This window comes from Mycobacterium kubicae (assembly GCF_015689175.1).
Lineage (GTDB): Bacteria > Actinomycetota > Actinomycetes > Mycobacteriales > Mycobacteriaceae > Mycobacterium > Mycobacterium kubicae.
The window spans coordinates 5,562,387-5,587,456 of record NZ_CP065047.1 but is presented as its reverse complement, the minus strand read 5'-3'; the positions used below and the strand labels follow the sequence as shown (position 1 = coordinate 5,587,456).

The window sequence follows — 25,070 nt, the reverse complement described above, 5'->3', positions numbered from 1 at the left end:
GTTACTTCGCGGCGCGGATGGCGTCGAAAACGTTGGGATCCAACAACGTTGACGTGTCGCCCAGCTCCCGGTTCTCGCCGATGTCGCGCAACAGCCGGCGCATGATCTTGCCGCTGCGGGTCTTGGGGAGTTCGGGCACCACGTGGATTTCGCGGGGCCGGGCGATCGGGGAGATCTCCTTGGCGACTTGGGCGCGTAATTCGTCGACGATGCCGTCATAGGGTTCGGTGTCGGCCCGTAACACCACGAACGCGCTGATCGCCTGACCGGTGGTCTCGTCGGTCACACCGACCACCGCGGCTTCGGCCACCCCGGAATGCCCGACGAGCGCCGACTCGACCTCCGCGGTCGAGATCCGATGCCCGGATATGTTCATCACGTCGTCGATGCGGCCCAACACCCAGATGGCGCCGTCGGAGTCGAAACGCGCGCCGTCGCCGGCGAAGTAGTAGCCCTTGTCGGCGAACTTCGACCAATACGTCTCCCGGTAGCGGTCCGGGTCACCCCAGATGCCGCGCAGCATCGAGGGCCAGGGCTGGTCCAGGACGAGGTAACCGCTGACGTGCTCACCTTCGTCGGGGCCGGCCTCCAGCGGATCGCCGTGATCGTCAACGATTTTCGCTGAGATGCCCGGCAGGGGGCTCATGGCCGATCCCGGTTTGGCGGCGGCGACGCCGGGCAGCGGTGAGATCATCGCCGAGCCGGTTTCGGTTTGCCACCAGGTGTCGACCACCGGGACCTTGTCTGCGCCAATGACTTCGCGGTACCAACGCCAGGCCTCGTGGTTGATCGGTTCACCGACCGAACCCAGGAGTCGGAGGCTGGACAGATCGTGCGCGTCGGGGATTTCGCGACCCCACTTCATGAACGTGCGGATCAACGTGGGCGCGGCGTAATAGATTGTCACGCCGTATCTTTCGATGATCTGGAAGTGGCGGTGTTCGTCTGGAGTATTGGGTGTGCCCTCGTAGAGCACTTCGGTGATGCCGTTGGCGAGCGGACCGTAGACCCCATAGGTGTGTCCGGTGACCCAGCCGATGTCGGCGGTGCACCAGAACACGTCGCTGTCCGGTTTGACGTCGAAGATGGTGTGCACCGTGTACGCGGTTTGGGTCAGATAGCCGCCGCTGGTGTGCACGATGCCTTTGGGCTTGCCGGTGGTGCCGGAGGTGTACAGCAGGAAGAGCGGATGCTCGGAATCGAACGCTTCGGCGGTGTGTTCGGCCGCAGCCGAATCGATGACCTCATGCCACCACAGGTCCCGGTCGTCATGCCATGACACGTCAATTCCGGTGCGGCGCACCACCAGAACATGCTCGATCGGGCTGTCCGGGTCGTCGACGGCCTCGTCGGCGGCGGCCTTGAGCGGGGCGGGTTTGCCGCGCCGGAATTGTCCGTCGGCGGTGATGAGCAGCTTGGCTTGGGCATCGGCGATACGCGCTTTCAGCGCCTTCGCGGTGAAACCGCCGAAGACCACGCTGTGCATCAACCCCAGCCGCGCGCAGGCCAGCATCGCGATGACGGCCTCGGGAATCAGCGGCAGATAGATGGCGACGCGGTCACCGGCGACCAAGCCGAGGTCGGTCATCGCGTTGGCCGCTTTACTCACCTGCGTGAGGAGGTCGGCATAGGTCAGGGTGCGGCGGTCGTCGGCGGGCTCCCCTTCCCAGTAGATGGCCACCCGATCCCCGTGCCCTGCCTCGACGTGGCGATCCACGCAGTTGTAGGCGACGTTGAGCTTGCCGCCCACGAACCACTTGGCGAAAGGCGGATTCGACCAGTCCAGCACCTCGTCGAACGGCGTGTCCCACGACAGGCGGTTGGCTTGCTTGGCCCAGAACGCCAAGCGGTCTTCTTCGGCCTCCTGGTACAGCTCTGCGCGGGCATTTGCCTGTTCGGCGAACCGCTCCGGGGGCGGGTAGGACGACGGAACTTCGGACGTGGCGTCAGTCACCCTGTGAGCCTAAAGCGTGTTGATGCGGCCGTCACGGCCCAGGCCCGGGGGTCCCTTAGGGTCGAGTCATGCGTCGGATGCGGACCGCGATGGCCGCCGTGGCTGCGGCTGTGCTGGCGGTCGCGCCGGTGGCCGCCTGTGGCGGCGGCGCACTGACTCCCGACGTGGTGCTGGTCAACGGCGGCGAACCGCCCAACCCGTTGATCCCTACCAGCACCAACGACAGCAACGGCGGCCGCATTCTCGATCGGCTCTTCGCCGGACTGATGTCCTACGACGCCAACGGCAGACCGTCGCCGGAGGTCGCCCAATCGATCGAGACGACCGACAACGTGAACTACCGGATCGTCCTCAAGCCGGGTTGGAAGTTCACCGACGGTTCACCCGTGACGTCCCATTCGTTCGTCGACGCGTGGAATTACGGGGCGTTGAGCGCCAACGGCCAACTGCAGCAGAGCTTCTTCAGCCCCATCGATGGCTTCGACGAAGTCGCCGGCCCGGCCACCGGTACTACCCGCACAACCATGTCGGGGCTGCGGGTGGTCAACGACCTCGAATTCACCGTGCGGCTCAAGGCGCCGACGATCGACTTCACGTTGCGACTCGGGCACAGCTCGTTCTACCCGTTGCCCGACGCGGCCTTTCGGGACATGGCCGGGTTCGGCCGCAATCCGGTCGGCAACGGCCCCTACCAGCTGGCCAGCGGCGGCGACGGGCCCGCCTGGGAGCACAACGTCAAGATGGACCTGGTGCCCAACCCCGGCTATCACGGCAACCGGACGCCCCGCAACAAAGGTCTGCGCTTCGAGTTCTACGCCAACCTGGACACCGCCTACTCCGACTTGCTATCGGGCAATCTCGATGTGCTGGACACGATTCCGTCGAGTGCCTTGACGATCTACCGGCGCGACCTCGGTGGCAACGCCGCCGGTGGGCCCGCCGCCGTCAATCAGTTCGTGGACACCCCGTTGCGCCTGCCGCACTTCGGCGGTGAAGAGGGCCGGTTGCGACGACTGGCGCTGTCGGCCGCTATCAACCGCCCACAGATCTGCAAGCAGATCTTCGCCGACACCCGTGCCCCGGCGCGCGACTTCACCGCCGAGTCGCTGCCCGGGTTCGACCCGAACATACCGGGCAACGACGCACTGGATTTCAATCCCGAACGAGCAAGGCAACTTTGGGCGCAGGCCAACGCGATCTCGCCGTGGACGGGCCGTTACCCGATCGCGTACAACGCCGACAGCGGGCACCAGGACTGGGTGGACGCGGTGGCCAACAGCATCAAGAACGTTCTGGGTATCGACGCCGCCGGCGCGCCACAGCCCACCTTCGCCGCACTGCGCACCCAGATCACCAATCGCACCATCGACAGCGCTTTCCGCGCCGGGTGGCAGGGCGATTATCCCTCGAAGATGGAATTCCTGGCGCCGTTGTTCGCCACCGGCGCGGGCTCCAACGATGTCGGCTATTCCAGCCGCGAGTTCGACGCCGCGTTGGCCAGAGCCGAAGCCGCACCCAGCCTGCCCGCCGCGAGCGTGCTCGCCAACGAAGCCCAGCGAATCCTGTTCCACGACATGCCCAGTGTGCCGTTGTGGTACTACATCAGCGTGGTCGGATGGTCGACCGAAGTCAGCAGTGTGACGGTCACCTGGAACGGGCTGCCCGACTACGAACACATCGTCAAGGCCTGACATGGGTTGGTACATCGCTCGCCGGATCGCCGTGATGGTGCCGGTCTTTCTGGGCGCCACGTTGCTCATCTACGGCATGGTGTTCCTGCTCCCCGGTGACCCGTTGGCGGCGTTGGCCGGTGACCGGCCGCTGACTCCGGCGGTGGCGGCCCAGTTACGTGCGCGCTACCACCTCGACGACCCGTTCCTGGTGCAGTATCTGCGTTATCTCGGCGGTCTGGTGCACGGTGATCTGGGCCGAGCGTATTCCGGACTGCCGGTGCGAAGCGTTCTGGCCCACGCCTTTCCGGTCACCCTCCGATTGGCGCTCATCGCGTTGGTCGTGGAGGCGGTGTTCGGCATCCTCTTCGGGGTGATCGCGGGCCTGCGCCAAGGCGGCATCTTCGACGCGACGGTGTTGGTCACCGGGCTGATCATCATCGCCATCCCGATCTTTGTGCTCGGCTTCCTCGCGCAGTTCCTGTTCGGCGTGCGCCTGGGCATCGCGCCGGTCACCGTGGGCGAGCGCGCGACGTTCGGACGGTTGCTGCTTCCGGGCATCGTCCTGGGAGCGGTGTCCTTCGCCTATGTGGTTCGTCTGACGCGCTCGGCGGTTTCGGCCAACGCACATGCGGACTACGTCCGCACCGCCACCGCCAAAGGTTTGTCGCGGTCGCGGGTGGTCGCGGTGCACATCTTGCGCAACTCGCTGATTCCGGTGGTCACGTTCCTGGGCGCCGATCTGGGCGCGCTGATGGGCGGAGCCATTGTGACAGAGGGGATTTTCAACATCCACGGCGTCGGCGGCGTGCTGTACCAAGCGGTCACCCGCCAGGAGGCTCCCACTGTGGTGTCGATCGTGACGGTGTTGGTTCTGATCTACCTGATCACCAATCTCTTGGTCGATCTGCTGTATGCCGTGCTGGACCCGCGGATCCGCTATGGCTGACCAGACCGGTGTGTGGCTTGATATTTGGCGACGGTTGCGTCGACGTCCGCAGTTCGTCCTCGCCGCCGTCATGATCGGGTTCATAGTGTTGGTCGCGGCGTTTCCGGCGTTGTTCACCGGAATGGATCCCAATTATGCCGATACCAGTCAGAGCTTGTCCTCCCCCTCGGCGGCGCATTGGTTCGGCACTGACCTACAGGGCCATGACATCTACGCCCGCACCGTTTACGGTGCCCGAGCCTCGGTAACCGTCGGACTGGGCGCGACGCTGGCTGCGGTCGTCGTCGGTGGGGTGCTGGGCGCACTGGCCGGCTTCTATGGCGGGTGGGCCGACGCGGTGGTCTCGCGGCTTACCGACGTGTTTTTCGGACTGCCTTTGCTGCTGGGCGCGATCGTGTTGATGCAAGTGCTGCACCACCGCACGGTGTGGACCGTCATCGCCATCCTGGCGCTGTTCGGCTGGCCGCAACTGGCCCGAATCGCCCGAGGGGCGGTGCTCGAGGTGCGGGGCAGTGATTACGTCTTGGCGGCCAAAGCGTTGGGGCTGAGCCGGTTTCAGACCTTGGTGCGTCACGCCGTGCCCAACGCGCTGGGGCCGGTGATCGCCACGGCCACCATAGCGTTGGGCATTTTCATCGTCACCGAGGCGACGCTGTCCTACCTCGGCGTCGGGTTGCCGACGACGGTGGTGTCGTGGGGCGGTGACATCAACATGGCGCAGACCCGGCTGCGGGCGGGTTCACCGATCTTGTTCTATCCGGCCGGCGCCCTGGCCGTCACCGTGCTGGCGTTCATGATGATGGGCGACGCCCTGCGCGATGCTCTGGATCCGGCGTCACGGGCATGGCGAGCATGAGTTCCCCACCCGGCCAACCGGATGCGCCGCTGCTGTCGGTGCAGGGGCTGGAGGTTCGGTTCGGCACCGACGAACCGGCGGTCCGCGGAGTGAATCTGACGGTCGGACAAGGCGAAACGGTCGCCCTGGTGGGGGAGTCCGGGTCGGGGAAATCCACCACCGCCGCCGCTGTGCTGGGATTGCTCTCACCCGGCGGACGCATCACCGACGGGCGCGTCGTCTACGACGGTCGCGACATCACCGCAGCGGACCGGCGGGTGTTGCGGTCGATCAGGGGCCGCGAGATCGGTTATGTACCGCAAGACCCGATGAGCAACCTCAATCCCGTATGGAAGGTCGGCTTTCAGGTCCGAGAAGCGTTGCGTGCCAACGCGGGGAGCCGGGAGGCGCGGCGACAGGCGGTGGAGTTGCTCGCCGAAGCCGGCATGCTTGACCCGGCTACTCAGGCCGCCCGTTACCCGCACCAGCTTTCCGGCGGCATGTGTCAGCGGGCGCTGATCGCCATCGGGCTGGCCGGCAGGCCGCGGTTGCTGATCGCCGACGAGCCGACGTCCGCCCTCGACGTGACGGTGCAGCGGCAGGTCCTCGATCATCTGCAGCACCTGACCGACGAGCTGGGCACCGCCCTGCTGCTGATCACCCACGACTTGGCGCTGGCCGCCGAGCGGGCCGAATCGGTGGTGGTGATGCACCGCGGATCGATCGTCGAATCCGGTGCTGCGCAACAAATCCTGACCGACCCACAACACGAGTACACCCGGCGTCTGGTGGCTGCGGCCCCGTCGGTGGCGGCACGCAACACGAGGAACGCTCGGCGGCGCGCGGAGGTGGCGCCTGCCGCCGGTGAACGGGATGACCTTCTGGTGGTGACCGAACTGACCAAGATCTACCGGGAGACGCGCGGTGCGCCGTGGCGTCGGGTGGAGTTTCGCGCGGTCGACGCGGTGTCGTTCCAGGTGCGGCGGGCCAGCACGCTGGCAATCGTGGGGGAGTCGGGGTCGGGCAAGTCCACGCTGGCGCGCATGGTGCTGGGACTGCTGCAGCCGTCGTCGGGCTCGGTGAGCTTCGACGGTGCTCAGGTCAGCGGCAAGCTGGACCGTGGCACGGCTTTGGCCTTGCGTCGCCGGATGCAGCCGGTGTTCCAAAACCCCTACAGCAGCCTCGATCCCATGTACTCGGTGTATCGCGCCGTCGAGGAGCCGTTGCGCATTCACCAGGTCGGGAACCGGGCCCAGCGGCAGCGAGCGGTGCGCGAGTTGATCGATCAGGTGGCGTTGCCCTCGTCGGTGCTGGGTCGGCTGCCCCGCGAGCTGTCGGGTGGACAGCGGCAGCGGGTCGCCATCGCGCGGGCGTTGGCGCTGCGCCCGGAGGTGCTGGTGTGTGATGAGGCGGTGTCGGCGCTTGACGTCTTGGTGCAGGCTCAGATCCTGGAATTGCTGGCCGAGTTACAGGCCGATCTGGGCTTGACCTACCTGTTCATCAGTCACGACCTGGCGGTGATCCGGCAGATCGCCGACGACGTTCTGGTGATGCGTGCGGGTCGGGTGGTGGAACATGCACCGACTGAGGACGTGTTCAGCCGGCCCCGCCACGAGTACACCCGACAATTGCTGGAGGCCATTCCTCGTGCGCCGGCGGCATCGGGCTAGGTTGGCAAGCTGTGAAGCGTGATCCGTTGGCCCCGTTGATGGAGCTGCCCGGCGTCGCTGAAGCCAGCGACCGCGCCCGCGAGGCGTTGAGCAGGGCCCATCGGCACCGGGCGAACCTGCGTGGCTGGCCGGTGACCGCCGCCGAGGCGTCGTTGCGTGCGGCGCGGGCCTCGTCGGTGCTCGATGGTGGGCCGGTGCGGCTGGATGACCTTGCCGATGCCGGTGAGGTCAGCGATCCGGTGTTCGGCGGAGCGTTGCGGGTGGCTCAAGAACTCGAAGGCGGAACCGGCACGTTGATCCGGGTGTGGCAGCATGCGCCGTTGCAGGCCTTGGCCAGGCTGCATATGTTGGCGGCCGCCGATCAGGTCGACGAGGCCCGATTGGGCCGGCCCCGCAAAGACCCCGAAGTAGGGCCGCGGCTGGCGCTGCTCACCGACCTGGTGACCAGTCCCACGCAGGCGTCGGCACCGGTGGTGGCCGCAGTTGCTCACGGAGAGCTGTTGACGCTCAAGCCCTTTGGCAGCGCCGACGGGGTGGTGGCCCGTGCGGTGTCCCGCTTGGTGACGATCACGACCGGGCTCGATCCGCACGGACTCGGTGTTCCGGAAGTCAGTTGGATGCGTAAACCGGCCGATTACCGCGACGCTGCTCAAGGTTTCACCGAAGGCACCCCTGCCGGCTTGGCGCGCTGGCTGGTGCTGTGTTGCCGGGCGCTGCGGGCCGGTGCGCAGGAGGCGTTGTCGATCGCCGATTCGATGTCGGGTGGCTGAAACGGTAGCTAGGCGGTCCCGAAAAAAACGAGTGGGCAGAAATTGAAAAGGACGGCGACCCGACAAATTCGAGTCGCCGCCCCCGTCAGCACAGTCCCCGGTTACCAAGCGTGCACTTCTGGGTTGCGTGGGTGGCCTCGGCGCGTTTACGAAGCTTCCGACTGCAACCCCACCCAAAGGGCCGTCGATGTCATCCGATCTTCGCAATTACGCAGGCCCGCAACACTTCTGCCATTTTCGCGGCTATGACTCCGCGTGGGTGCCGAGGATCCGTGCTGGGCGCCCGGGTTGGGAGAACGATCCTTCTCTTCCGGATCGACCTTGGCCTCGCCGGGCTTCCGTGATTTCCTTTGTACTACTAGACCTCAGGCACAGCAAGGCCCAATCGGGTCCGAATTGCGAAACACGTTGGGAATGACCGCTCTAAGCGTTTGCTGCCGTGGCGAATGAGAAAGCTGGGGCGTCAGCCTAGAACGCGAAGCGGCGCAGCAGTGCGTAGGTGACCGCGCCCGCGGCCAACGCGCTGACGCCCACCGCGGCCGTCGTCGCGATCGCGGCGCCCGACGGGGCGGGGATCCGGTCGCGCAGCGACACCGGCCGCGAGAACGACAAGACCGGCCAACCGCGTTCCAAGGCTTCTCGGCGCAACCCGCGATCGGGGTTCACCACCGAGGGATGGCCGACGGCCTCGAGCATCGGCAGGTCGGTGATGGAGTCGGAGTAGGCGTAGCAGTGTTCCAGCGGGTAGCCCTCTCGGGCCGCCAACTCACGGATCGCTTGCACCTTGCCTTCGCCGTAGCAGTAGAACCCGACCTCGCCGGTGTACTTGCCGTCCTCGACGACCATCCGCGTCGCCATCGCGTGGGTAGCGCCGAGGGCGCGCGCGATGGGACCCACGATCTCCTCACCAGAGGCGGACACCACCACGACGTCACGTCCGCACAGCTTGTGGCCGGCAATGAGATCCGCGGCCTCAGCGAACACCAGCGGCGTCACGATGTCGTGCAGCGTTTCGTTGACGATCGACTTGACCTGCTCCACATCCCAGCCGGTGCACATGTTGGCCAAGTGGGTCCGCATCCGGTCCATCTGGTCATGGTCGGCGCCGGAGAGCAGAAAGATGAACTGCGCGTAGCTCGACTTGAGCACCGCCCGTCGATTGAGCAGTCCCTGGGCGAAGAACGGTTTGCTGAAGGCCAATGTGCTGGACTTGGCGATGATGGTCTTGTCCAGGTCGAAGAAGGCTGCGGTACGCGGTTGCGGAGCAGTTGTTCCAGGTGTTTGCGGCGAGCTTTGCTGTTGCGCGGCCGATTCAGGGACGGTCACTCATTCAGCATAGGTCGACCGGTCCGGTAGAGCCGGTAACTCCGTGCCGAAACGACCGCTCGATGGCGGGTGTTGTCCCGTTGGTATCGGCATTTACCCGGTTCAAGCCCCACTTTCATCAAAAGCAGTACTTGCGTGAATGCCGTCTGTCATGTGTATAGTAAGCATTACTCGGCCTCGCGCCGAGAGTGCATCAGCCCGACCCCCCGGGGCTGATACACGACGACCCTCGCCTCCTCCCCCCCTGGCGGGGGTCGTCCCTTTTCTGCAGTATTTCTGTTGCATTTTCGGGTTAGCCGGACAGTTGTGGCGTTGCGTGCCCAACGTGAACGGTGTGCCGGTGGTTAATCCGCGTGAACCTAATTGTGCACAGCTGCGTTCTTTTCCACAGATTGCTTCCGGACCCTTTTGCCGACCCGCACCGCGCCGCAGGGTGGAACGGTGACCACCACTTCTCGGCCGACTCCCGGCGCTGCGGCGACTGCGGGGGTTCTAGCAATGCTCGCCGACCCAGAGTTGCGCGAAGGTCTGGACCGGGTTGCGGCAGCCGTCGGTGTGCGAGTCGTCCACACCGGAGACCGCGACGCCGTCAGCAGGAAGACGTGGTCGGCGGCCGCCGCTGTGGTGCTCGATGAGGCCGCGGCCGACCGGTGTGGCCAACTCGGTCTGCCGCGACGTGGCCATGTCAGTGTGCTCACCGTTGCCGAGCCCGGATCGGTCACCTGGGCGGCGGCCATCAAGGCCGGTGCCCACCAAGTGCTGACGATGCCCGCCCAAGAACACGACCTGATCCGCGATCTCGCCGAAGCCGCGGAGACGGTGCGCGACACTGCTCTGCGCGGTCAAGTGGTCGCTGTCATCGGCGGTTGTGGTGGTGCCGGGGCGTCCTGGTTCTCGGTCGCCTTGGCACGGGTGGCCACCGATGCCCTGTTGGTGGATCTGGATCCGTGGGGCGGCGGCATCGATCTACTGCTCGGCGCGGAGGGTGTGTCCGGTCTGCGCTGGCCGGACCTGGCCGTGCAGGGCGGCCGGCTCAACTTCTCGGCCGTGCGTGAGGCGCTGCCGCGGCATCGGGGGGTCAGCGTGCTTTCGGGAACCAGGCGCAGTTACGAGCTTGACGCCGGCGCTGTCGACGCGGTGATCGATGCCGGTCGCCGCGGCGGAGTCACGGTGGTGTGCGACGTTCCCCGTCGGATGACAGATGCCGCCGAATATGCCCTTGACACTGCAGATCTCGTCATTCTGCTCACCCGGTGTGACGTTCGGTCGTGCGCGGCGACCGCGGCAATAGCGCCCATACTGGCGGCGATCAACCCCAACATCGGATTGGTGGTGCGCGGGCCCTCGCCTGGCGGGCTGCGCGCGGCCGAGCTCGCCGACATCGCCGGCGTGCCACTGCTGGCATCGATGCGAGCGCACCCCCGCCTGGCCGAGCAGTTGGAGCGCGGCGGGCTGCGACTGGGGCGGCGATCGGCGCTGACCGAGGCCGCGCGCCGCGTCCTGGGCGTATTGCCCACGCATCAACGTCCGACCCACTCGGGCAGGGCCGCATGACCGGGGAGTTGATCGAACGGGTCAGGGAGAGGCTGGCCGCCGAATCAGCGCCACTGCGGCCCAACGTGGTCGCCGCCGCGATACGAGCGGAAGCCGGCGGCGTTCTGGGCGACACCGAGGTGTTGGCGAACCTGCGGATATTACAGACCGAGCTGACCGGTGCCGGCGTTCTCGAGCCGCTGCTGTGCGCCGTCGGAACCACCGACGTTCTGGTGACCGGGCCCGAGGCGGTATGGGTCGATGACGGAAACGGCTTGCGCCGCAGCCATATTCGGTTCGCCGACGAGGCGGCGGTGCGACGGCTGGCGCAGCGGCTGGCGTTAGCCGCCGGGCGCCGGCTCGACGATGCACAACCGTGGGTGGACGGGCAGTTGACCGGGTTGGTCGCCGGTGGTGTCGCGGTGCGACTGCACGCCGTGCTGCCGCCGGTGGCCGCCGACGGCACCTGCATCTCACTGCGGGTGCTGCGTCCGGCGACCCAAGACCTGGCCGGCTTGAGCGCCGCGGGTGCGATCGCGCCGGAAGCGGCGGAACTGATCGACCAGGTGATCGCCGCGCGACTGGCGTTCCTGGTGTCGGGCGGAACCGGGGCCGGGAAGACGACGCTGCTGGCGGCGATGCTGGGTGTGGTTTCACCCGCCGAGCGCATCGTGTGCGTCGAGGACGCCGCCGAGTTGTCACCGCAACATCCGCATCTGGTCAAGCTGGTCGCGCGGTGCGCCAATGTCGAAGGTGTTGGTGAGGTGACCGTGCGCCAACTGGTGCGGCAGGCTTTGCGAATGCGCCCCGACCGCATCGTCGTTGGGGAGGTCCGGGGAGCCGAAGTGGTGGACCTGCTCGCCGCGTTGAACACCGGGCACGAGGGTGGGGCGGGCACCGTGCATGCCAATAGCCCCGGTGAGGTTCCCGCGCGCCTGGAGGCATTGGGCGCGCTTGGTGGGCTGGATCGGTCGGCGCTGCACAGCCAGCTTGCCGCGGCCGTCCAAGTGCTGCTGCACGTTGGTCGGGACAGGAAGGGGCGGCGCCGACTCGGCGAGATCGCCGCGCTGCGTCAGACCGAAAGCGGCCGCGTGCAAGCGGTGACGGTATGGCATGTTCAGCGCGGGATGTCTGATGACGCAACGCTGTTGGGCGACTTGCTGAGCACGCGGATGTCGGCGTGAACGGTGTTCAACATGCTGCCCTGTTGCTGTCGGCGGCGATGCTGGCCGGCCCGCCGTCACCGCGGCGGCGGCTCGGGTCCGGCGCGTCGAAGCGCCGATTGCGCCGACGGGCTGGTATCCGGCCGCTGGGCTGGGTGCTTGGGGGACTGGGCCTGGTCGCCGGAACCCTGCTGCTGCAGTTGACGACCGTCCTGGCTGTCGCGGCGGTCGCGGGCACCACTGCGCTGCGTTACCAGCGGGCCCGCAACAGCAGGCGGGGTGCGGCAATGGGGCAGGCGCTCGAGGCGGCCCTGGACGTGTTGGTCGGTGAATTACGAGTGGGCGCACATCCGGTGCACGCCTTCTCGGTCGCCGCGGCGGAGACCGGTGGTCCGGTGGGCACCGCGCTACGTGGTGTGGCGGCGCGCGCCCGCCTGGGCGCCGACGTCACCAGCGGCCTGCGCGCCGCCGCGGCATCGTCTGGCCTTCCCGCACGCCTTCCCACGCATTGGGAGCGACTGGCGGTGTGTTGGCAGCTGGCCAGTGATCATGGCCTGGCGATATCGACATTGATGCGTGCCGCACAACGCGATATAGCTGAGCGACAACGGTTTTCGGCGAAGGTCGCATCGGGATTGGCCGGCGCCCGCGCCACCGCTGCCATCTTGGCGGGGCTGCCCCTGCTCGGCGTGCTGCTTGGCCAACTGATCGGCGCGCGACCGCTGAGGTTTCTGCTCAACGGACACGCGGGCGGTTGGTTGCTGGTCGTCGGGGTGATGCTGGCGTGCGCGGGACTGTTGTGGGCGGACCACATCACCGATCGGGTGGTGTCATGATCGCCGCGGCGGTATTGCTCGCTGCGGCGTTGTTGGTCGATGCCGGTCCCACAGTGGTACGGGCGCGGGCCGGTCGACTGCCCCGCACCCAGGGTCCGCGGCGACGGCTGATCCGCGGCACGGATCCCCTGGCAGTGGCGTCCAGCCTCGACGTGTTCGCGGTGTGCCTGCAGGCGGGCATGGCGGTATCGGTAGCCGCGGCGGCCACGGCCGTATCGGCGCCCCCGGCGCTGGCGGCGCAACTGTCGCGGGCTGCTGACCTGCTGGCCCTCGGCGCGGACCCGTCGCTGGCGTGGTCGCCTGCGCCCGATCTGCCGGCAGGTGACCTGGACGCGCAGACCGACGCGCTGCTGCGGTTGGCGCGGCGGTCGGCGTCCTCGGGTGCGGCGTTGGCCGAAGGCGTCGTCGAATTGGCGGCTCAGTCCCGGCATGACGCCGTGCAGGCGGCGGCCGCCGCCGCGGAGCGCGCCGGGGTGCTCATCGCGGGGCCGTTGGGGTTGTGCTTTCTGCCGGCGTTTGTCTGCCTCGGCATTGTGCCCGTGGTGGCAGGGCTGGCCGGTCAGGTTTTCCAATCGGGGTTGCTATGAGAATGGGAGTTGTTGATGAGCAACATGTTTCGGAGCCTTGCCGCGCGCATGACGCTGCTGATGACCGACGAGTCGGGGATGTCCACGGTGGAGTACGCGATCGGAACGATTGCCGCGGCCGCCTTCGGGGCCATTCTCTACACCGTCGTCACCGGCGACTCGGTCGTGTCGGCGTTGAACCACATCATCGGACGCGCCCTGAGCACCAAAGTCTGACTGGCAGTGCCGGCTCCAGCACCGTCGAGGCGGCCCTGGCGATCGCGACGTTGGTGTCGGTGTTGGTTCTGTGCCTGGCCGGGATCACCGCGGCGTCAATGCAGGTGCGGTGTGTCGACGCGGCCCGCGAAGCGGCCCGGCTCGCGGCACGCGGTGACGGACGCGTTGCGGTTCAAGTGGCGCACCGCATCGCGCCGCAAGGCGCGCGGGTCCAGGTCCGCCGCGACGGCCAATACCTCGTCGCCACCGTCATCGCGCGTTCAAAGATATTGCCAGGACTTGACATTCGGGCCAATGCCGTGTCAGCGGCCGAGCCGCAATGACCAGGGCGCCGCCACGGTGGTCGCGGCGATCATGGTGGCGGTGTTGCTGTGCGTCACCGTGGCGGGGGTGTATCTGGGCTCGGTCGTGATAGCTCGTCACCGCGCTCAGGCCGCGGCGGACCTGGCCGCCCTGGCCGCTGCCGCGCGGCTGCCGGAGGGGGCCGGCGCCGCGTGTGCCCGGGCGACGGCAGTGGCTCAGCAGATGGGTGTCGGCAACAGCCAATGCGCGGTGGACGACTTGGACGTGATCGTCACCGCCGAAGTGCCCGTGGCTTTCGCAGGTGTGGCGCGGGCCGCTGCGCGGGCGGGTCCGGCCGACGCTGCAGACCGGTCAGGCTCCGTCGCCGGACGAGTCCGGTAGCCGGGCGCTGGCCACTTCCTCCTCGGTGGGCAACCGCAGCGACAGCAGGCCGGCGAAGGTCTCCGGTGCGAGCTCCACCCGATTGACGGTCACATGCACCGGGACCCAATCGGTATCGTGGCCAGGCAGGCGTAACACTCGACTGGTCGGGCCATTGACGAATTCCTCGGTCATCGAACGCATTTCGCGCTCATCGTCGGGGTGTACCCGCGGCTTGCTGCCGTCGTTGCTGCGCCAGTCGTAGAAAGTGCACGGGTCGTCGATCCATTTCAGCAAGTTCCAGTTGTTGAGATCGACCAACGCGCGGTGCACTCCGACCTGCGCCAGACTTTGCAGGATCCGCTGGGCCAGATCGTCGGACGAGACGACCGGGCCCTTGTGTTCGGTCCGCCAGTTGATCGCTCGCGCCACCAGATGGTCACGGCCGTCGGATCCTTGCTCGAGTGCGGTACGTGCCACGAAACCGATCCGGATCGGATTGCCTTGCCAGTCGGTGAGATCCCAGGTGCTGCACAGGGTTTGGTTAGGCCGGGCGCGAATTGCCATGGCCAGTACCTTGGTTTCGTTGGGGTTGAGTTCTCGCGAGGGCAGATCCTCGGCGAACGCGCGACCGAAAGTGACTTCGACTTCGGGATTCTTGCCGCTGTTCGCCAGTGACTCGGGGGTGTCGGTGGCGACCCCGCGGGTCAGATCCCACTTGAGCGGTCCCGGCGTCGGCCGCTCGGGAGGCTCCTCGTCGGCCGGGCCGCTCCACACGTGCACGCCGTGCACCCGACCGTCGGACATCACCACCGGCTCGGTTCGGATCACCCGATCGCTTTTTGGAGTGATGCTCGACAAACTTTGGCCCGTTTGCAGTGTCTCGGCGATCGCGGTCTGCACCGCCGACAAAGCGGGATTACGCCGCAAAAACGTCTTGATGGGAACCAGGTTCTTGAGCTGACGCCCCTGTGCGACAACGGCCGGTTCGTCCCCCAGCGTCTCCACGAGCAGCCAGTCGTGGGTCATGCCAGCATCTTACGGAACGCGCAAGGACGCGCCGATGCGGTGGGGCTAACTCGATGGGCTCTCGGGTGAGTAAGACATGGGTACCTCGCGCGGAAACCTGCACCGTAGCGGCTATCCGCACGCTAGCGCGGGATCCGGCAAACTGTTGTATTAGAAGTCAGATCAGCGCTCGTCACCCAACTCCCTGAGCACCAGCCGCAGCACCTGGACCGCACCAGCTTTATCCAGTGGGTCGTTGCCGTTGCCGCACTTGGGCGATTGCACACAAGACGGGCATCCGCTCGGACACTCGCAAGCATCGATGGCTGCAGCGGTCGCGCCCAACCAGGTGCGGGCCTGACGGAAGCCGCGTTCGGCGAAGCCGGCCCCGCCTGGATACCCGTCATAGACGAAGACGCTGGGCAACCCGTCGGGACCGATCGCGGTGGACAGCCCGCCGATGTCGCCGCGGTCGCAACTGGCCACCAACGGCAGCAGGCCGATGGCCGCATGCTCGGCGGCATGTAGTGATCCCGGTATCCGAGGCAGTTCAATACCATTGTCCAACAACGCTTCCGGGGCGATGGTGTACATGACGGCATTGGTGGGCAACTTCTGCAACGGCATGTCCAGTTCCACGAAGTCGATCACCTCACCGCTCAACTGGCGCCGCAGATAGCCCACCACTTGATGGGTGACACATACCGGCACCACCCCCAAGGTCACGGGTCCGAAGGTGAGGCGTTCGCCGGTACCGGTGACCTCGATGTCGGTGATCTCCCGCGCGAAAGTCGAATAACCGGGGTCTTCGGCGTGGACGAAGGCGATGCCCTCCTCGAAATCCAGCGAGTCGACGACGTAGCTGTCGCCCTGGTGCAGGTAGACCGCGCCGGGGTGCACCGAGGCCGGGGCCTGACCGACATCGGTGCTGCCGAGCAGTCGCCCGGTGTCGGCTTCGACGATGACGATCTGCCCGCCGGAGGATCCCCGAATGTCCACGGCCCCATGCGGTTCCACGCCGGGCGCGGGAAAGTACTTGCTGCCGCGCCGCCGCAACAGCCCGTCGTCGACCAATCCGTCGGCCACCTCGACGGCGTCCAGCGACCGGACCTCCGCCTCGTCGAGCGGCAATTCGGTTGCCGCGCAGAGCAGTTGCGGACCCAAGAGATAGGGGTTGGCCGGGTCGATGACCACCCGCTCGACGGGCTTGCCCAGCAGCGCGCTGGGGTGATGCACCAGATAGGTGTCCAGGGGATCGTCGCGGGCCACCAACAACACCAACGCACCCTGACCGCGCCGACCCGAGCGGCCGGCCTGCTGCCAAAAGGAGGCGACCGTCCCCGGAAACCCGGCCAGCACCACCGCGTCCAACCCCGCGATATCGACGCCCAACTCCAGCGCGTTGGTGGTCGCCAGCCCGCGCAACCGCCCCTCGGCCAGCGCCTTCTCCAACGCCTTGCGGTCCTCGGCGAGGTAACCGGCGCGATAGGACGCGACCTTCCCGGCCAATTCCGGGGCAGTGTCCTCAAGCCGGGCCCTGGCGCCCAGCGCGGTCAGCTCCGCGGCGCGCCGGGACCGGACGAACGTCAAGGTCTGGGCGCCTTCCACGATGAGGTCGGCCATGACGCGCGCGGCCTCCGCGCCGGCCGAGCGCCGCACCGGGGCGCCGTTCTCACCCAACAGGTCGGTGCGCAACGCGGGCTCCCACAATGCCACCGTGCGCGCCCCGTGCGGTGAGCCGTCTTCGGTGACCTCCACCACCGGCTGGCCGATCAGCTCGGTGGCCGTCTCGCCGGGCGAGTCGGTGGTCGCGCTGGCGAAGATCACCGTCGGCGCCGACGAGTACCGCGCACACAACCGCAACAGTCGCCGCAGCACCATCGCCACATTGGAGCCGAAAACCCCTCGGTAGTAATGGCATTCGTCGACGATGATGTATCTCAGTCCGCGCAACAGCACCGCCCAGCGCGCGTGGTTGCGCAGCACCGACAGGTGGACCATGTCCGGGTTGGAGAACAACCAGCGCGAGCGCTCTCGTGCGAAGCGGCGCACCTCGGTGGGACTGTCCCCGTCGTAAGCGGTCGGCGCGACATCGGCCAGTCGGGGAACCGCCGCGACCAACGCGTGCGCGGTGCGCAACTGGTCGTGACCGAGCGCCTTGGTCGGGGAGAGGTAAAGCACGCGGGCGCGAGGGTCATTAGCGAGCGCATTGAGCACCGGAAGTTGATATGCCAGCGATTTGCCCGACGCCGTGCCGGTGCTGACCACGACGTGGCGGCCCGCGTAGGCCAACTCGGCGGCGGTGGTCTGATGTGACCACGGCACCTCGATGCCGCGGTCGGTGAACGCCCGAATAACGTCCGGGTCGGCCCAAGACGGCCATTCGTGGGGTTGTCCGGTCCGCGGCGCAAGCTCTGCGACGTGCCGCAACGGCTGCTCGCCCGGCGCGGTTCCGGCGAGGGCGGCGGCCAGCAGTTCGCCGCCGAAACTGGCCATCACAGTCCTTTCTGGGCGATATCCGGGGCCCTTCCTGGAGGCCCAGGCTCGGGCGAATTTAGCGTCTAGATGACGCTGGGGTTACCAGAGGATCCATTAGGGATCGTCGTTAGTAGAAGGCTGTCGCCGAAGCGGTGAACATGTTCTACTAAGTGCGGTCGCAGCTTCTGTGTTCGTGTCAAACTTTCGCAGGATCGACGTTGCGATCGCTCGTTCCTGCGAGGTTATCTGTCGGGTGAAGTTCCGGCGACTCCGCGAGGTATGGCGGTCGCAGCTGGCCCGGGGCACCGAAAGGCGGTGCACCGCACCCAGAAGAAAAGGAAAGATCAGAGAGATGCCACAGGGAACTGTGAAGTGGTTCAACGCGGAGAAGGGGTTCGGTTTCATCGCCCCCGAGGACGGTTCCGCAGATGTGTTTGTCCACTACACGGAGATCCAGGGTTCGGGCTTCCGCACCCTCGAAGAGAACCAGAAGGTCGAGTTCGAGATCGGCCACAGCCCTAAGGGCCCCCAGGCCACCGGAGTCCGCTCCCTGTAGATCGGGCAGATTCTGACGAAAACCCCCCGGCGCAGTCCCGCCTCGCAGGACTTGCCCGGGGGGTTCTCAATTTCTGCGTGTTGATCCGCGCGCTGTTGTGACCCCGCCGCGCCGGATAGAACAACCCAGCGATCGGCTGACTGGCTTACTGTCGGTGGCGTGAGCCAGCTTTCCTTCTTCGCCGCGGAGTCGGTTCCGCCTGCGGCGGCGGACCTTTCCGGGGTGCTGGCTGCCTCCGGGCAGATCGTGATGGTCGGCGCGGGCGCACGGTTGTCGGTGGTCGTCGAGCACATGTGGCGCGCCGAGGCGTTGGCGGAGATGATCCGCGAGGCCGGTTTGGAGCCCGAGGTGGCTCGCACCGAAGAAGACAGTCCGTTGGTGCGCACCGCGGTGGATCCGCGGTTGCGCGGTATCGCCGCCGAGTGGACCCGCGGCGCGGTCAAGACGGTACCGCCGCGGTGGTTACCGGGGCCGCGGGAATTGCGGGCGTGGACGTTGGCCGCCGGCAGTCCCGAGGCCGACCGATACCTCCTGGGTTTGGATCCGCATGCCCCCGACACCCATGCGCCGCTCGCGTCGGCGCTGATGCGGGTGGGCATCGCACCCACCTTGATTGGCACCCGCGGCGCCCGGCCGGCGCTGCGGATCAGCGGCCGACGTAGGCTATCGCGCCTGGTAGAGAACGTGGGAGAACCACCGGAGGATGCCGAGGCGTTGGCGCAATGGCCCCGGGTCTGACCGGTCGCCCAGCCCGGTCCTGCGAGCTGTCGGTTTGCGCAGTCGCGCCCCAGGGTGGGAAATTGTCAGGTGCCCGCGAGCGAAGGAACGGCGACGTACTGCGAATTCCACCGGAATTTTTCCAGCCGACCTGTCATTCTTCGGAGCGGAGTGGTTCCGCGTGGAACCGGATTAGTGAGATGGAGCGTAGGCGCAGTTGGCTAGCGGAGGGCGTACGAACGGCGGAAATGGCAGCGGCCGGCGACTTGTGATTGTCGAGTCGCCCACCAAGGCGCGCAAGCTGGCCGGTTACCTCGGTTCTGGCTACATCGTCGAGTCGTCGCGTGGTCACATCCGCGACCTGCCGCGCGCCGCGGCCGATGTGCCCGCGAAATTCAAGTCGGAGCCGTGGGCCCGCCTGGGGGTCAATGTCGACGCCGATTTCGAGCCGCTCTACATCATCTCTCCGGAGAAGAAGAGCACGGTCACCGAGCTGAAGGGCCTGCTCAAGGACGTCGACGAGCTCTACCTGGCCACGGATGGTGACCGCGAGGGCGAAGCCATCGCCTGGCACCTGCTGGAAACCCTCAAACCCCGCATCCCGGTCAAGCGGATGGTGTTCCACGAGATCACCGAACCGGCCATCCGCGCCGCCGCCGAGCACCCCCGCGACCTGGACATCGACCTGGTCGACGCGCAGGAAACCCGCCGCATCCTGGACCGCCTCTACGGCTACGAGGTCAGCCCGGTGCTGTGGAAGAAGGTCGCGCCCAAACTGTCGGCGGGCCGGGTGCAGTCGGTGGCCACCCGCATCATCGTGCAGCGCGAACGCGACCGGATGGCTTTCCGCAGCGCGTCGTACTGGGACATCGTGGCCCAACTCGACGCCAGCGTCTCCGACCCCGCCGCCGCGCCGCCCACCTTCGCCGCCCGGCTGACCAGCGTCGATGGTCTGCGCGTGGCCACCGGGCGCGACTTCGACTCGCTCGGTCAGCTGCGCAAGGCCGACGAGGTCACCGTGTTGGACCAGGCCGGCGCCACCGCGCTGGCCACCCGGCTGCAAGGCGCGCAGCTCAGCGTCGCCTCGGTGGACGAAAAGCCTTACACCCGGCGCCCCTATCCGCCGTTCATGACTTCGACGCTGCAGCAGGAAGCGGGCCGCAAGCTGCGGTTCTCCTCCGAGCGCACCATGAGCATCGCCCAGCGGCTCTACGAGAACGGCTACATCACCTATATGCGTACCGACTCGACCACGCTGTCGGAGTCGGCGATCAACGCGGCGCGCACGCAGGCCCGTCAGCTCTACGGCGAGGAGTACGTCGCGTCGTCGCCGCGCCAGTACACCCGCAAGGTGAAGAACGCGCAGGAGGCGCACGAGGCGATCCGCCCCGCGGGCGAGACCTTCGCCACCCCCGACGCGGTGCGCCGTGAACTCGACGGCGACGAATTCCGGCTCTACGAACTGGTGTGGCAGCGCACGGTTGCTTCCCAGATGGCCGACGCGCGCGGCACCACGCTGAGCCTGCGCATCGCCGGCGCGGCCGGAGAGCAGCAAGTGGTGTTCTCCGCCAGCGGCCGCACCCTGACCTTCCCCGGCTTCCTCAAGGCCTACGTCGAGACGGTCGACGAACTCGCCGGCGGAGAAGCCGACGACGCCGAGCGCCGGCTGCCCAACCTCACCGAGGGCCAGCGCCTCGAGGCGCTCGAGCTCACCCCCGACGGCCACTCCACCAACCCGCCCGCCCGCTACACCGAGGCGTCGCTGGTCAAGGCGCTCGAGGAGCTCGGCATCGGCCGCCCGTCGACGTACTCCTCGATCATCAAGACCATCCAGGACCGCGGGTACGTGCACAAGAAGGGCAGCGCCCTGGTGCCGTCCTGGGTGGCGTTCGCCGTAACCGGTTTGCTGGAACAGCATTTCGGCCGGTTGGTGGACTACGACTTCACCGCTGCGATGGAAGACGAGCTCGACGCGATCGCCTCGGGGCAGGAGCGGCGCACCGACTGGCTCAACCGGTTCTACTTCGGCGGCGACCACGGGGTTGCCGACTCGGTGGCCCGCTCGGGTGGGCTGAAGAAGCTCGTCGGCGTCAACCTGGAAGGCATCGACGCGCGAGAAGTCAACTCCATCAAGCTTTTTGACGACGCCCAAGGCCGGCCCATCTACGTCCGGGTTGGTAAGAACGGCCCCTACTTGGAGCGCACGGTCACCGGTGACGACGGTGAACCGACGCCGCAGCGGGCCAATCTCAACGACTCGCTGACCCCCGACGAGCTGACCCTCGAGGTGGCCGAAGAACTCTTCGCCACACCGCAAGAGGGACGGGTGCTGGGCGTGGACCCCGACACCGGCCACGAGATCGTCGCCAGAGACGGCCGGTACGGGCCGTACGTCACCGAGGTCCTGCCCGAACCGCCCGAGGACGGCGACGGCGCCACCGCCAAGAAGGGCAAGAAGCCCACCGGCCCCAAGCCGCGGACCGGTTCCCTGCTGCGCAGCATGGACCTGCAGACGGTGACGCTGGAAGACGCGCTGAAACTGTTGTCGCTGCCGCGCGTGGTCGGCGTCGACCCCCAGACGGGAGAGGAGATCACCGCGCAGAACGGGCGCTACGGCCCATACCTCAAGCGCGGCACCGACTCTCGCTCGCTGGCGACCGAAGACCAGATTTTCACCATCACCCTCGACGAGGCCTTGAAGATCTACGCCGAGCCCAAACGCCGCGGCCGGCAGAGCGCGGCGGCGTTGCCGCTGCGCGAGCTGGGCACCGACCCGGCGTCGGGCAAGCCGATGGTGATCAAGGACGGCCGCTTCGGGCCGTATGTCACCGACGGCGAAACCAACGCCAGCCTGCGTAAGGGCGACGACGTCTTGTCCATCACCGACGAGCGGGCCGCGGAACTGCTGGCCGATCGGCGGGCCCGCGGCCCGGTGAAGCGGACCGCCAAGAAGAGCGCGGCGAAGAAAACCGCCAAGAAGGCGCCGGCCAAGAAGGCCGCCAAGCGCAGCTAGCTGCCGTTACCGGCGGGCTCTGCTGGACACCTGCGCGCCGTCGCGCAGCATGTCTTCTGGTGTCGCGAGATTCAGCGGCCGGGCCAGCTGGGTGGGTGCGGCGCGTCCGCGCAGCTCGACCACCTCGCCGACATCCCAGCACAGCGCCTCGGCGTCCAGGGCGCCGCTGACCGCGATCGCCGAGGCCAGCACGTGGCCGGGCTCCAGCTTGGCCAGCTCGGTGAGCCGGGCGGCCTCGTTGACCGGGTCGCCGATCACCGTGTACTCGAAGCGGGCTTGCGCGCCGATGTGCCCGGCGATGGCCCGTCCGGCCGAGACTCCGATGCCGAACTCCGCCGAGCCGAGCACCGGCAGCAGTTCGTCGTGCAGCTCGCGGGCGGCGCACAGCGCGGCCCCGGCGCCGTCCGGGTGTTCGATCGGGGCGCCGAAGATCGCCAGCGCCGCGTCACCCTGGAACTTGTTGACGAACCCGCCGTGGCGGCCGACGGTGTCGACGACCACCCGGAAGAACTCGTTGAGCAGGTGCACCACCTCAGCCGGCGGCCGGGTCGCGGCCAGCTGCGTCGAGCCCACCAAGTCGACGAACAACACCGCGACGTCGCGTTCCTGGCCGCCCAGTTCGGTGCCGCGTTCGATGGCGCGGCGCGCCACGTCCTCACCCACGTAGCGGCCGAACAGGTCGCGCAGTCGCTGTCGTTCGGACAGATCCCGCACCATGTCGTTGAAGCCGGCCTGCAGCAGGCCCAGCTCGCTGGCGTCGTAGATCTGCATGTGCGCGTTGTAGTTGCCGCGCTGCACCTCGCTCAGCGCCCAACGCAGCTGGCGCAGCGGATCGGCGATCGACATGGCCACCAGCAGGGTGCTGACCGATCCGATGCCCAACGCCGCCAGTGCGAGCAGCAGGATCGGATTGAACAGCTTCTCCGCCGAGGCGTGCAGCAGGGAGACCTTGTCACTCACCACGGCCAGCACGATCGCCACCAGCGGCACGGCGGTGGACAGCACCCAGGCCAGCATCAGGCGCAGGATGACGCCGGGCGCCTTCAGCTTCTCCGGCACACCGCTGCGCAGGGCGGCGACGGCCACCGGGCGCAGCACGCGTTCGGACTGCAGGTAACCGATGATGGCGGTGGCGGTGGCGCCCAGGGCGGTGGCGACGGCGACGACGGGCGCGGCGTTGCGGGCCACCGACCAGCTGGCGACGATGAACACCACACTGCCGACCGCCCAGGCGGCCATGCTGATCAGCGTGCGGTAGAACGGCATCCGCAGCGCGCGGCTACGGGCCAGTTCGGTGGCGGCGGGGTCCGTCTCCACCAGTAGGTTGTCGCGGCGCTGCCACCGAAAGACCGGCATCAGCAGTTTGAGGTTCCAGGCGAAACCCGCGAAGAACAGGATGATCACGCTGCTGATGAAGATCGCCACGTTCAGCGGTGGCAGGTCGTCGAGCTGGATGCGATCGTGGGGCGGCAGGCCGTAGCGCAGGAAACCCAGCACGAACAGGCCGCCGATGATGTCGGCCTGCAACATGCTCAGCGAGAACACCGGCCACGGCGTGCGCACCACCCACCGGACGAATGCATTGATTCGCCCAGGGAGTGCTGCTGCCGAGTTCACGAATCCACCGTATCGGGCGGCGGTGACTCGCCGGAAACTTACCGAGGAGTCGGGCAAGTCGCGCCGCGGACCGCAGTTGGCCGGAAGATCACAGAACTGTCGCGAAACGATGGCCAATCGGTATCTGTCGGCGGTGATTACTAGTGTTAACGATGATGTCCGGGGTGTTTACGCGGCTGGTAGGCCAAGCGGTGGTGGAGTCTGATCTGCTCGCGGCCGCTCGAGCGGCCCGCCGTGAACCGGGTCACAGCTCGACAGAGTCCGGGACTATGACACATGCCTGGCTGATCACCGGGCCGCCGGGCTCCGGGCGTTCGGTGGCGGCGTTGTGCTTTGCGGCCGCCCTGCAGTGCACGTCGGACGACGACCCGGGCTGCGGCAGCTGCAAGGCGTGCACCACGACCATGGCCGGCACCCACGCCGACGTGCGACGGGTGGTTCCGGAGGGGCTGTCCATCGGCGTCGACGAAATGCGGGCCATCGTGCAGATCGCCTCGCGCCGGCCGACGACGGGACGCTGCCAGATCGTGTTGATCGAGGATGCCGACCGGCTGACCGAAGGGGCTGCCAACGCCTTGCTGAAGGTGGTCGAGGAGCCGCCCGCGTCGACGGTGTTCCTGCTGTGCGCGCCGTCGGTGGATCCCGAGGACATCGCGATCACCCTGCGCTCCCGATGCCGGCACGTCGCGTTGGTGACCCCGTCGACGCCGGCCATCGCGCAGGTGCTGATCGACAGCGACGGGCTGAGCGCCGAGACGGCGCAGTGGGCCGCCTCGGTCAGCGGCGGTCATGTGGGCCGCGCGCGCCGGCTGGCCACCGATTCCGAGGCGCGGCAGCGACGGGAGCGGGCGCTGGGCCTGGTGCGTGACGCGGCGACGCCGGCGCGGGCCTATGCGGCCGCCGAAGAGTTGGTCGCCGCCGCCGAGGCCGAGGCGGTGGTGTTGACCGCCGACCGCGCCGAGGCCGAGACCGAGGAGCTGCGCACCGCGTTGGGGGCCGGCGGCACCGGTAAGGGCACGGCCGGTGCACTGCGCGGTTCGGCCGGAGCCATCAAGGACCTGGAACGGCGCCAGAAGTCCCGGCAGACCCGCGCCTCCCGGGATGCGCTGGACCGGGCCCTGATCGACTTGGCTACTTACTTCCGCGACGCGCTGCTGGTGTCGGCCAACGCCGGCGACATTGCGGCCAATCACCCGGACATGGCCGAGCGGGTGGCGGCGCTGGCCGACCATGCCGCACCGGAACGGCTGCTGCGCTGCATCGAGGCCGTGCTGGAGTGCCGCGAAGCGCTGGCGATCAACGTCAAACCGAAGTTCGCCGTCGACGCCATGGTCGCCACCATCGGGCAGGAACTGCGCTAGGCCGTCGGACTTGGGCGGTGCTGGCGCCCTGCCGTAGACTCGTGCCGCCCGGCCGCCTTAGCTCAGTCGGTAGAGCGATTCACTCGTAATGAATAGGTCGGGGGTTCGATTCCCCCAGGCGGCTCCATTCTTCTGACCCTGAACGTGA

The 25,070-nt window shown here is 67.5% G+C and carries 21 protein-coding genes and 1 tRNA gene; 17 read left to right on the top strand and 5 right to left on the bottom strand.

Translation table 11 applies throughout. The features are described from left to right. Window position 1: 1 nt before the first annotated feature. A complete protein-coding gene (gene acs, locus I2456_RS26125; protein WP_085074672.1) occupies window positions 2–1,954 on the bottom strand; it encodes an acetate--CoA ligase in 1,953 nt (650 codons plus the stop codon). A 68-nt stretch (window positions 1,955–2,022) separates the two neighbouring features. On the opposite strand from acs, the gene I2456_RS26120 reads away from it, so the two are divergent. Genes I2456_RS26120 through I2456_RS26100 form a run of 5 tightly spaced genes read left to right on the top strand, consistent with a single transcriptional unit; the run spans window position 2,023 to window position 7,848 of the window. Next, window positions 2,023–3,645: a peptide ABC transporter substrate-binding protein gene (locus I2456_RS26120; RefSeq protein WP_068034499.1), complete on the top strand. Its 1,623-nt coding sequence runs from the start codon at window positions 2,023–2,025 to the stop codon at window positions 3,643–3,645. A 1-nt stretch (window position 3,646) separates the two neighbouring features. After that, window positions 3,647–4,573, top strand: a complete 927-nt coding sequence (locus I2456_RS26115) for an ABC transporter permease (protein ID WP_085074671.1) — start codon at window positions 3,647–3,649, stop codon at window positions 4,571–4,573. Beyond that, on the top strand, window positions 4,566–5,429 hold the full coding sequence (locus I2456_RS26110; RefSeq protein WP_085074670.1) for an ABC transporter permease: 864 nt from the start codon (window positions 4,566–4,568) through the stop codon (window positions 5,427–5,429). Before I2456_RS26115 ends, I2456_RS26110 begins: the two co-directional genes overlap by 8 nt. Then, window positions 5,417–7,078, top strand: a complete 1,662-nt coding sequence (locus tag I2456_RS26105; RefSeq protein ID WP_085074669.1) for a dipeptide ABC transporter ATP-binding protein — start codon at window positions 5,417–5,419, stop codon at window positions 7,076–7,078. Before I2456_RS26110 ends, I2456_RS26105 begins: the two co-directional genes overlap by 13 nt. Window positions 7,079–7,089: 11 nt before the next feature. Then, entirely contained in the window at window positions 7,090–7,848 is a 759-nt protein-coding gene (locus tag I2456_RS26100; RefSeq protein WP_116645712.1) for a Fic family protein, read from the top strand. A gap of 468 nt (window positions 7,849–8,316) precedes the next feature. Here I2456_RS26100 and I2456_RS26095 read toward each other — a convergent pair whose 3' ends face one another. After that, window positions 8,317–9,174, bottom strand: a complete 858-nt coding sequence (locus tag I2456_RS26095) for an HAD-IB family hydrolase (RefSeq protein ID WP_068034507.1) — start codon at window positions 9,172–9,174, stop codon at window positions 8,317–8,319. 498 nt (window positions 9,175–9,672) lie between these two features. On the opposite strand from I2456_RS26095, the gene ssd reads away from it, so the two are divergent. The 7 genes from ssd to I2456_RS26060 are packed head-to-tail and all read left to right on the top strand — an operon-like array spanning window position 9,673 to window position 14,193. Continuing rightward, window positions 9,673–10,728: a septum site-determining protein Ssd gene (gene ssd, locus I2456_RS26090; RefSeq protein ID WP_068034509.1), complete on the top strand. Its 1,056-nt coding sequence runs from the start codon at window positions 9,673–9,675 to the stop codon at window positions 10,726–10,728. Continuing rightward, window positions 10,725–11,891 carry a TadA family conjugal transfer-associated ATPase gene (locus I2456_RS26085; RefSeq protein ID WP_085074668.1) on the top strand — a complete coding sequence of 389 codons (1,167 nt, stop codon included), beginning with the start codon at window positions 10,725–10,727 and terminating at the stop codon, window positions 11,889–11,891. The genes ssd and I2456_RS26085 overlap by 4 nt, the downstream gene beginning before the upstream one ends. After that, the gene (locus tag I2456_RS26080; RefSeq protein WP_085074667.1) at window positions 11,888–12,706 is read left to right on the top strand and encodes a type II secretion system F family protein; all 819 of its coding nucleotides are present in this window, start codon (window positions 11,888–11,890) and stop codon (window positions 12,704–12,706) included. The genes I2456_RS26085 and I2456_RS26080 overlap by 4 nt, the downstream gene beginning before the upstream one ends. Continuing rightward, complete coding sequence (locus I2456_RS26075) at window positions 12,703–13,293, top strand: type II secretion system F family protein (RefSeq protein ID WP_085074666.1); 591 nt, start codon at window positions 12,703–12,705, stop codon at window positions 13,291–13,293. Before I2456_RS26080 ends, I2456_RS26075 begins: the two co-directional genes overlap by 4 nt. A gap of 9 nt (window positions 13,294–13,302) precedes the next feature. Then, entirely contained in the window at window positions 13,303–13,509 is a 207-nt protein-coding gene (locus I2456_RS26070) for a DUF4244 domain-containing protein (protein ID WP_139823219.1), read from the top strand. Further along, complete coding sequence (locus I2456_RS26065; protein WP_085074724.1) at window positions 13,506–13,832, top strand: TadE family type IV pilus minor pilin; 327 nt, start codon at window positions 13,506–13,508, stop codon at window positions 13,830–13,832. The genes I2456_RS26070 and I2456_RS26065 overlap by 4 nt, the downstream gene beginning before the upstream one ends. Continuing rightward, on the top strand, window positions 13,804–14,193 hold the full coding sequence (locus I2456_RS26060; RefSeq protein WP_085074664.1) for an Rv3654c family TadE-like protein: 390 nt from the start codon (window positions 13,804–13,806) through the stop codon (window positions 14,191–14,193). Before I2456_RS26065 ends, I2456_RS26060 begins: the two co-directional genes overlap by 29 nt. Here I2456_RS26060 and I2456_RS26055 read toward each other — a convergent pair. Beyond that, entirely contained in the window at window positions 14,164–15,201 is a 1,038-nt protein-coding gene (locus tag I2456_RS26055; protein ID WP_068023068.1) for a PAS domain-containing protein, read from the bottom strand. The two genes, I2456_RS26060 and I2456_RS26055, sit on opposite strands and share 30 nt — an antisense overlap. Window positions 15,202–15,363: 162 nt before the next feature. Further along, window positions 15,364–17,676, bottom strand: coding sequence for a DEAD/DEAH box helicase (locus I2456_RS26050; RefSeq protein ID WP_085074663.1), 2,313 nt, complete (start codon window positions 17,674–17,676; stop codon window positions 15,364–15,366). A gap of 334 nt (window positions 17,677–18,010) precedes the next feature. Here I2456_RS26050 and cspA point away from each other — a divergent pair, with 334 nt between their 5' ends. From cspA to topA, 3 genes are all read left to right on the top strand, one after another. Further along, on the top strand, window positions 18,011–18,214 hold the full coding sequence (gene cspA / locus I2456_RS26045; RefSeq protein WP_007772268.1) for a cold shock protein CspA: 204 nt from the start codon (window positions 18,011–18,013) through the stop codon (window positions 18,212–18,214). A gap of 159 nt (window positions 18,215–18,373) precedes the next feature. Beyond that, complete coding sequence (locus tag I2456_RS26040) at window positions 18,374–18,952, top strand: hypothetical protein (RefSeq protein ID WP_068163810.1); 579 nt, start codon at window positions 18,374–18,376, stop codon at window positions 18,950–18,952. A gap of 196 nt (window positions 18,953–19,148) precedes the next feature. Further along, entirely contained in the window at window positions 19,149–21,944 is a 2,796-nt protein-coding gene (topA, locus tag I2456_RS26035; RefSeq protein ID WP_085074662.1) for a type I DNA topoisomerase, read from the top strand. Between the two features lie 6 nt (window positions 21,945–21,950). Here the strand turns inward: topA and I2456_RS26030 are convergent, their stop codons facing one another. Beyond that, a complete protein-coding gene (locus I2456_RS26030) occupies window positions 21,951–23,618 on the bottom strand; it encodes an adenylate/guanylate cyclase domain-containing protein (RefSeq protein ID WP_174814246.1) in 1,668 nt (555 codons plus the stop codon). 98 nt (window positions 23,619–23,716) lie between these two features. Between I2456_RS26030 and I2456_RS26025 the strand changes: the two genes are divergently transcribed. Together I2456_RS26025 and I2456_RS26020 are read left to right on the top strand one after the other, a co-directional pair. After that, window positions 23,717–24,922: a DNA polymerase III subunit delta' gene (locus I2456_RS26025; RefSeq protein ID WP_139823218.1), complete on the top strand. Its 1,206-nt coding sequence runs from the start codon at window positions 23,717–23,719 to the stop codon at window positions 24,920–24,922. Between the two features lie 51 nt (window positions 24,923–24,973). Further along, window positions 24,974–25,049 (top strand) — tRNA-Thr (locus tag I2456_RS26020). Window positions 25,050–25,070 lie beyond the last annotated feature (21 nt).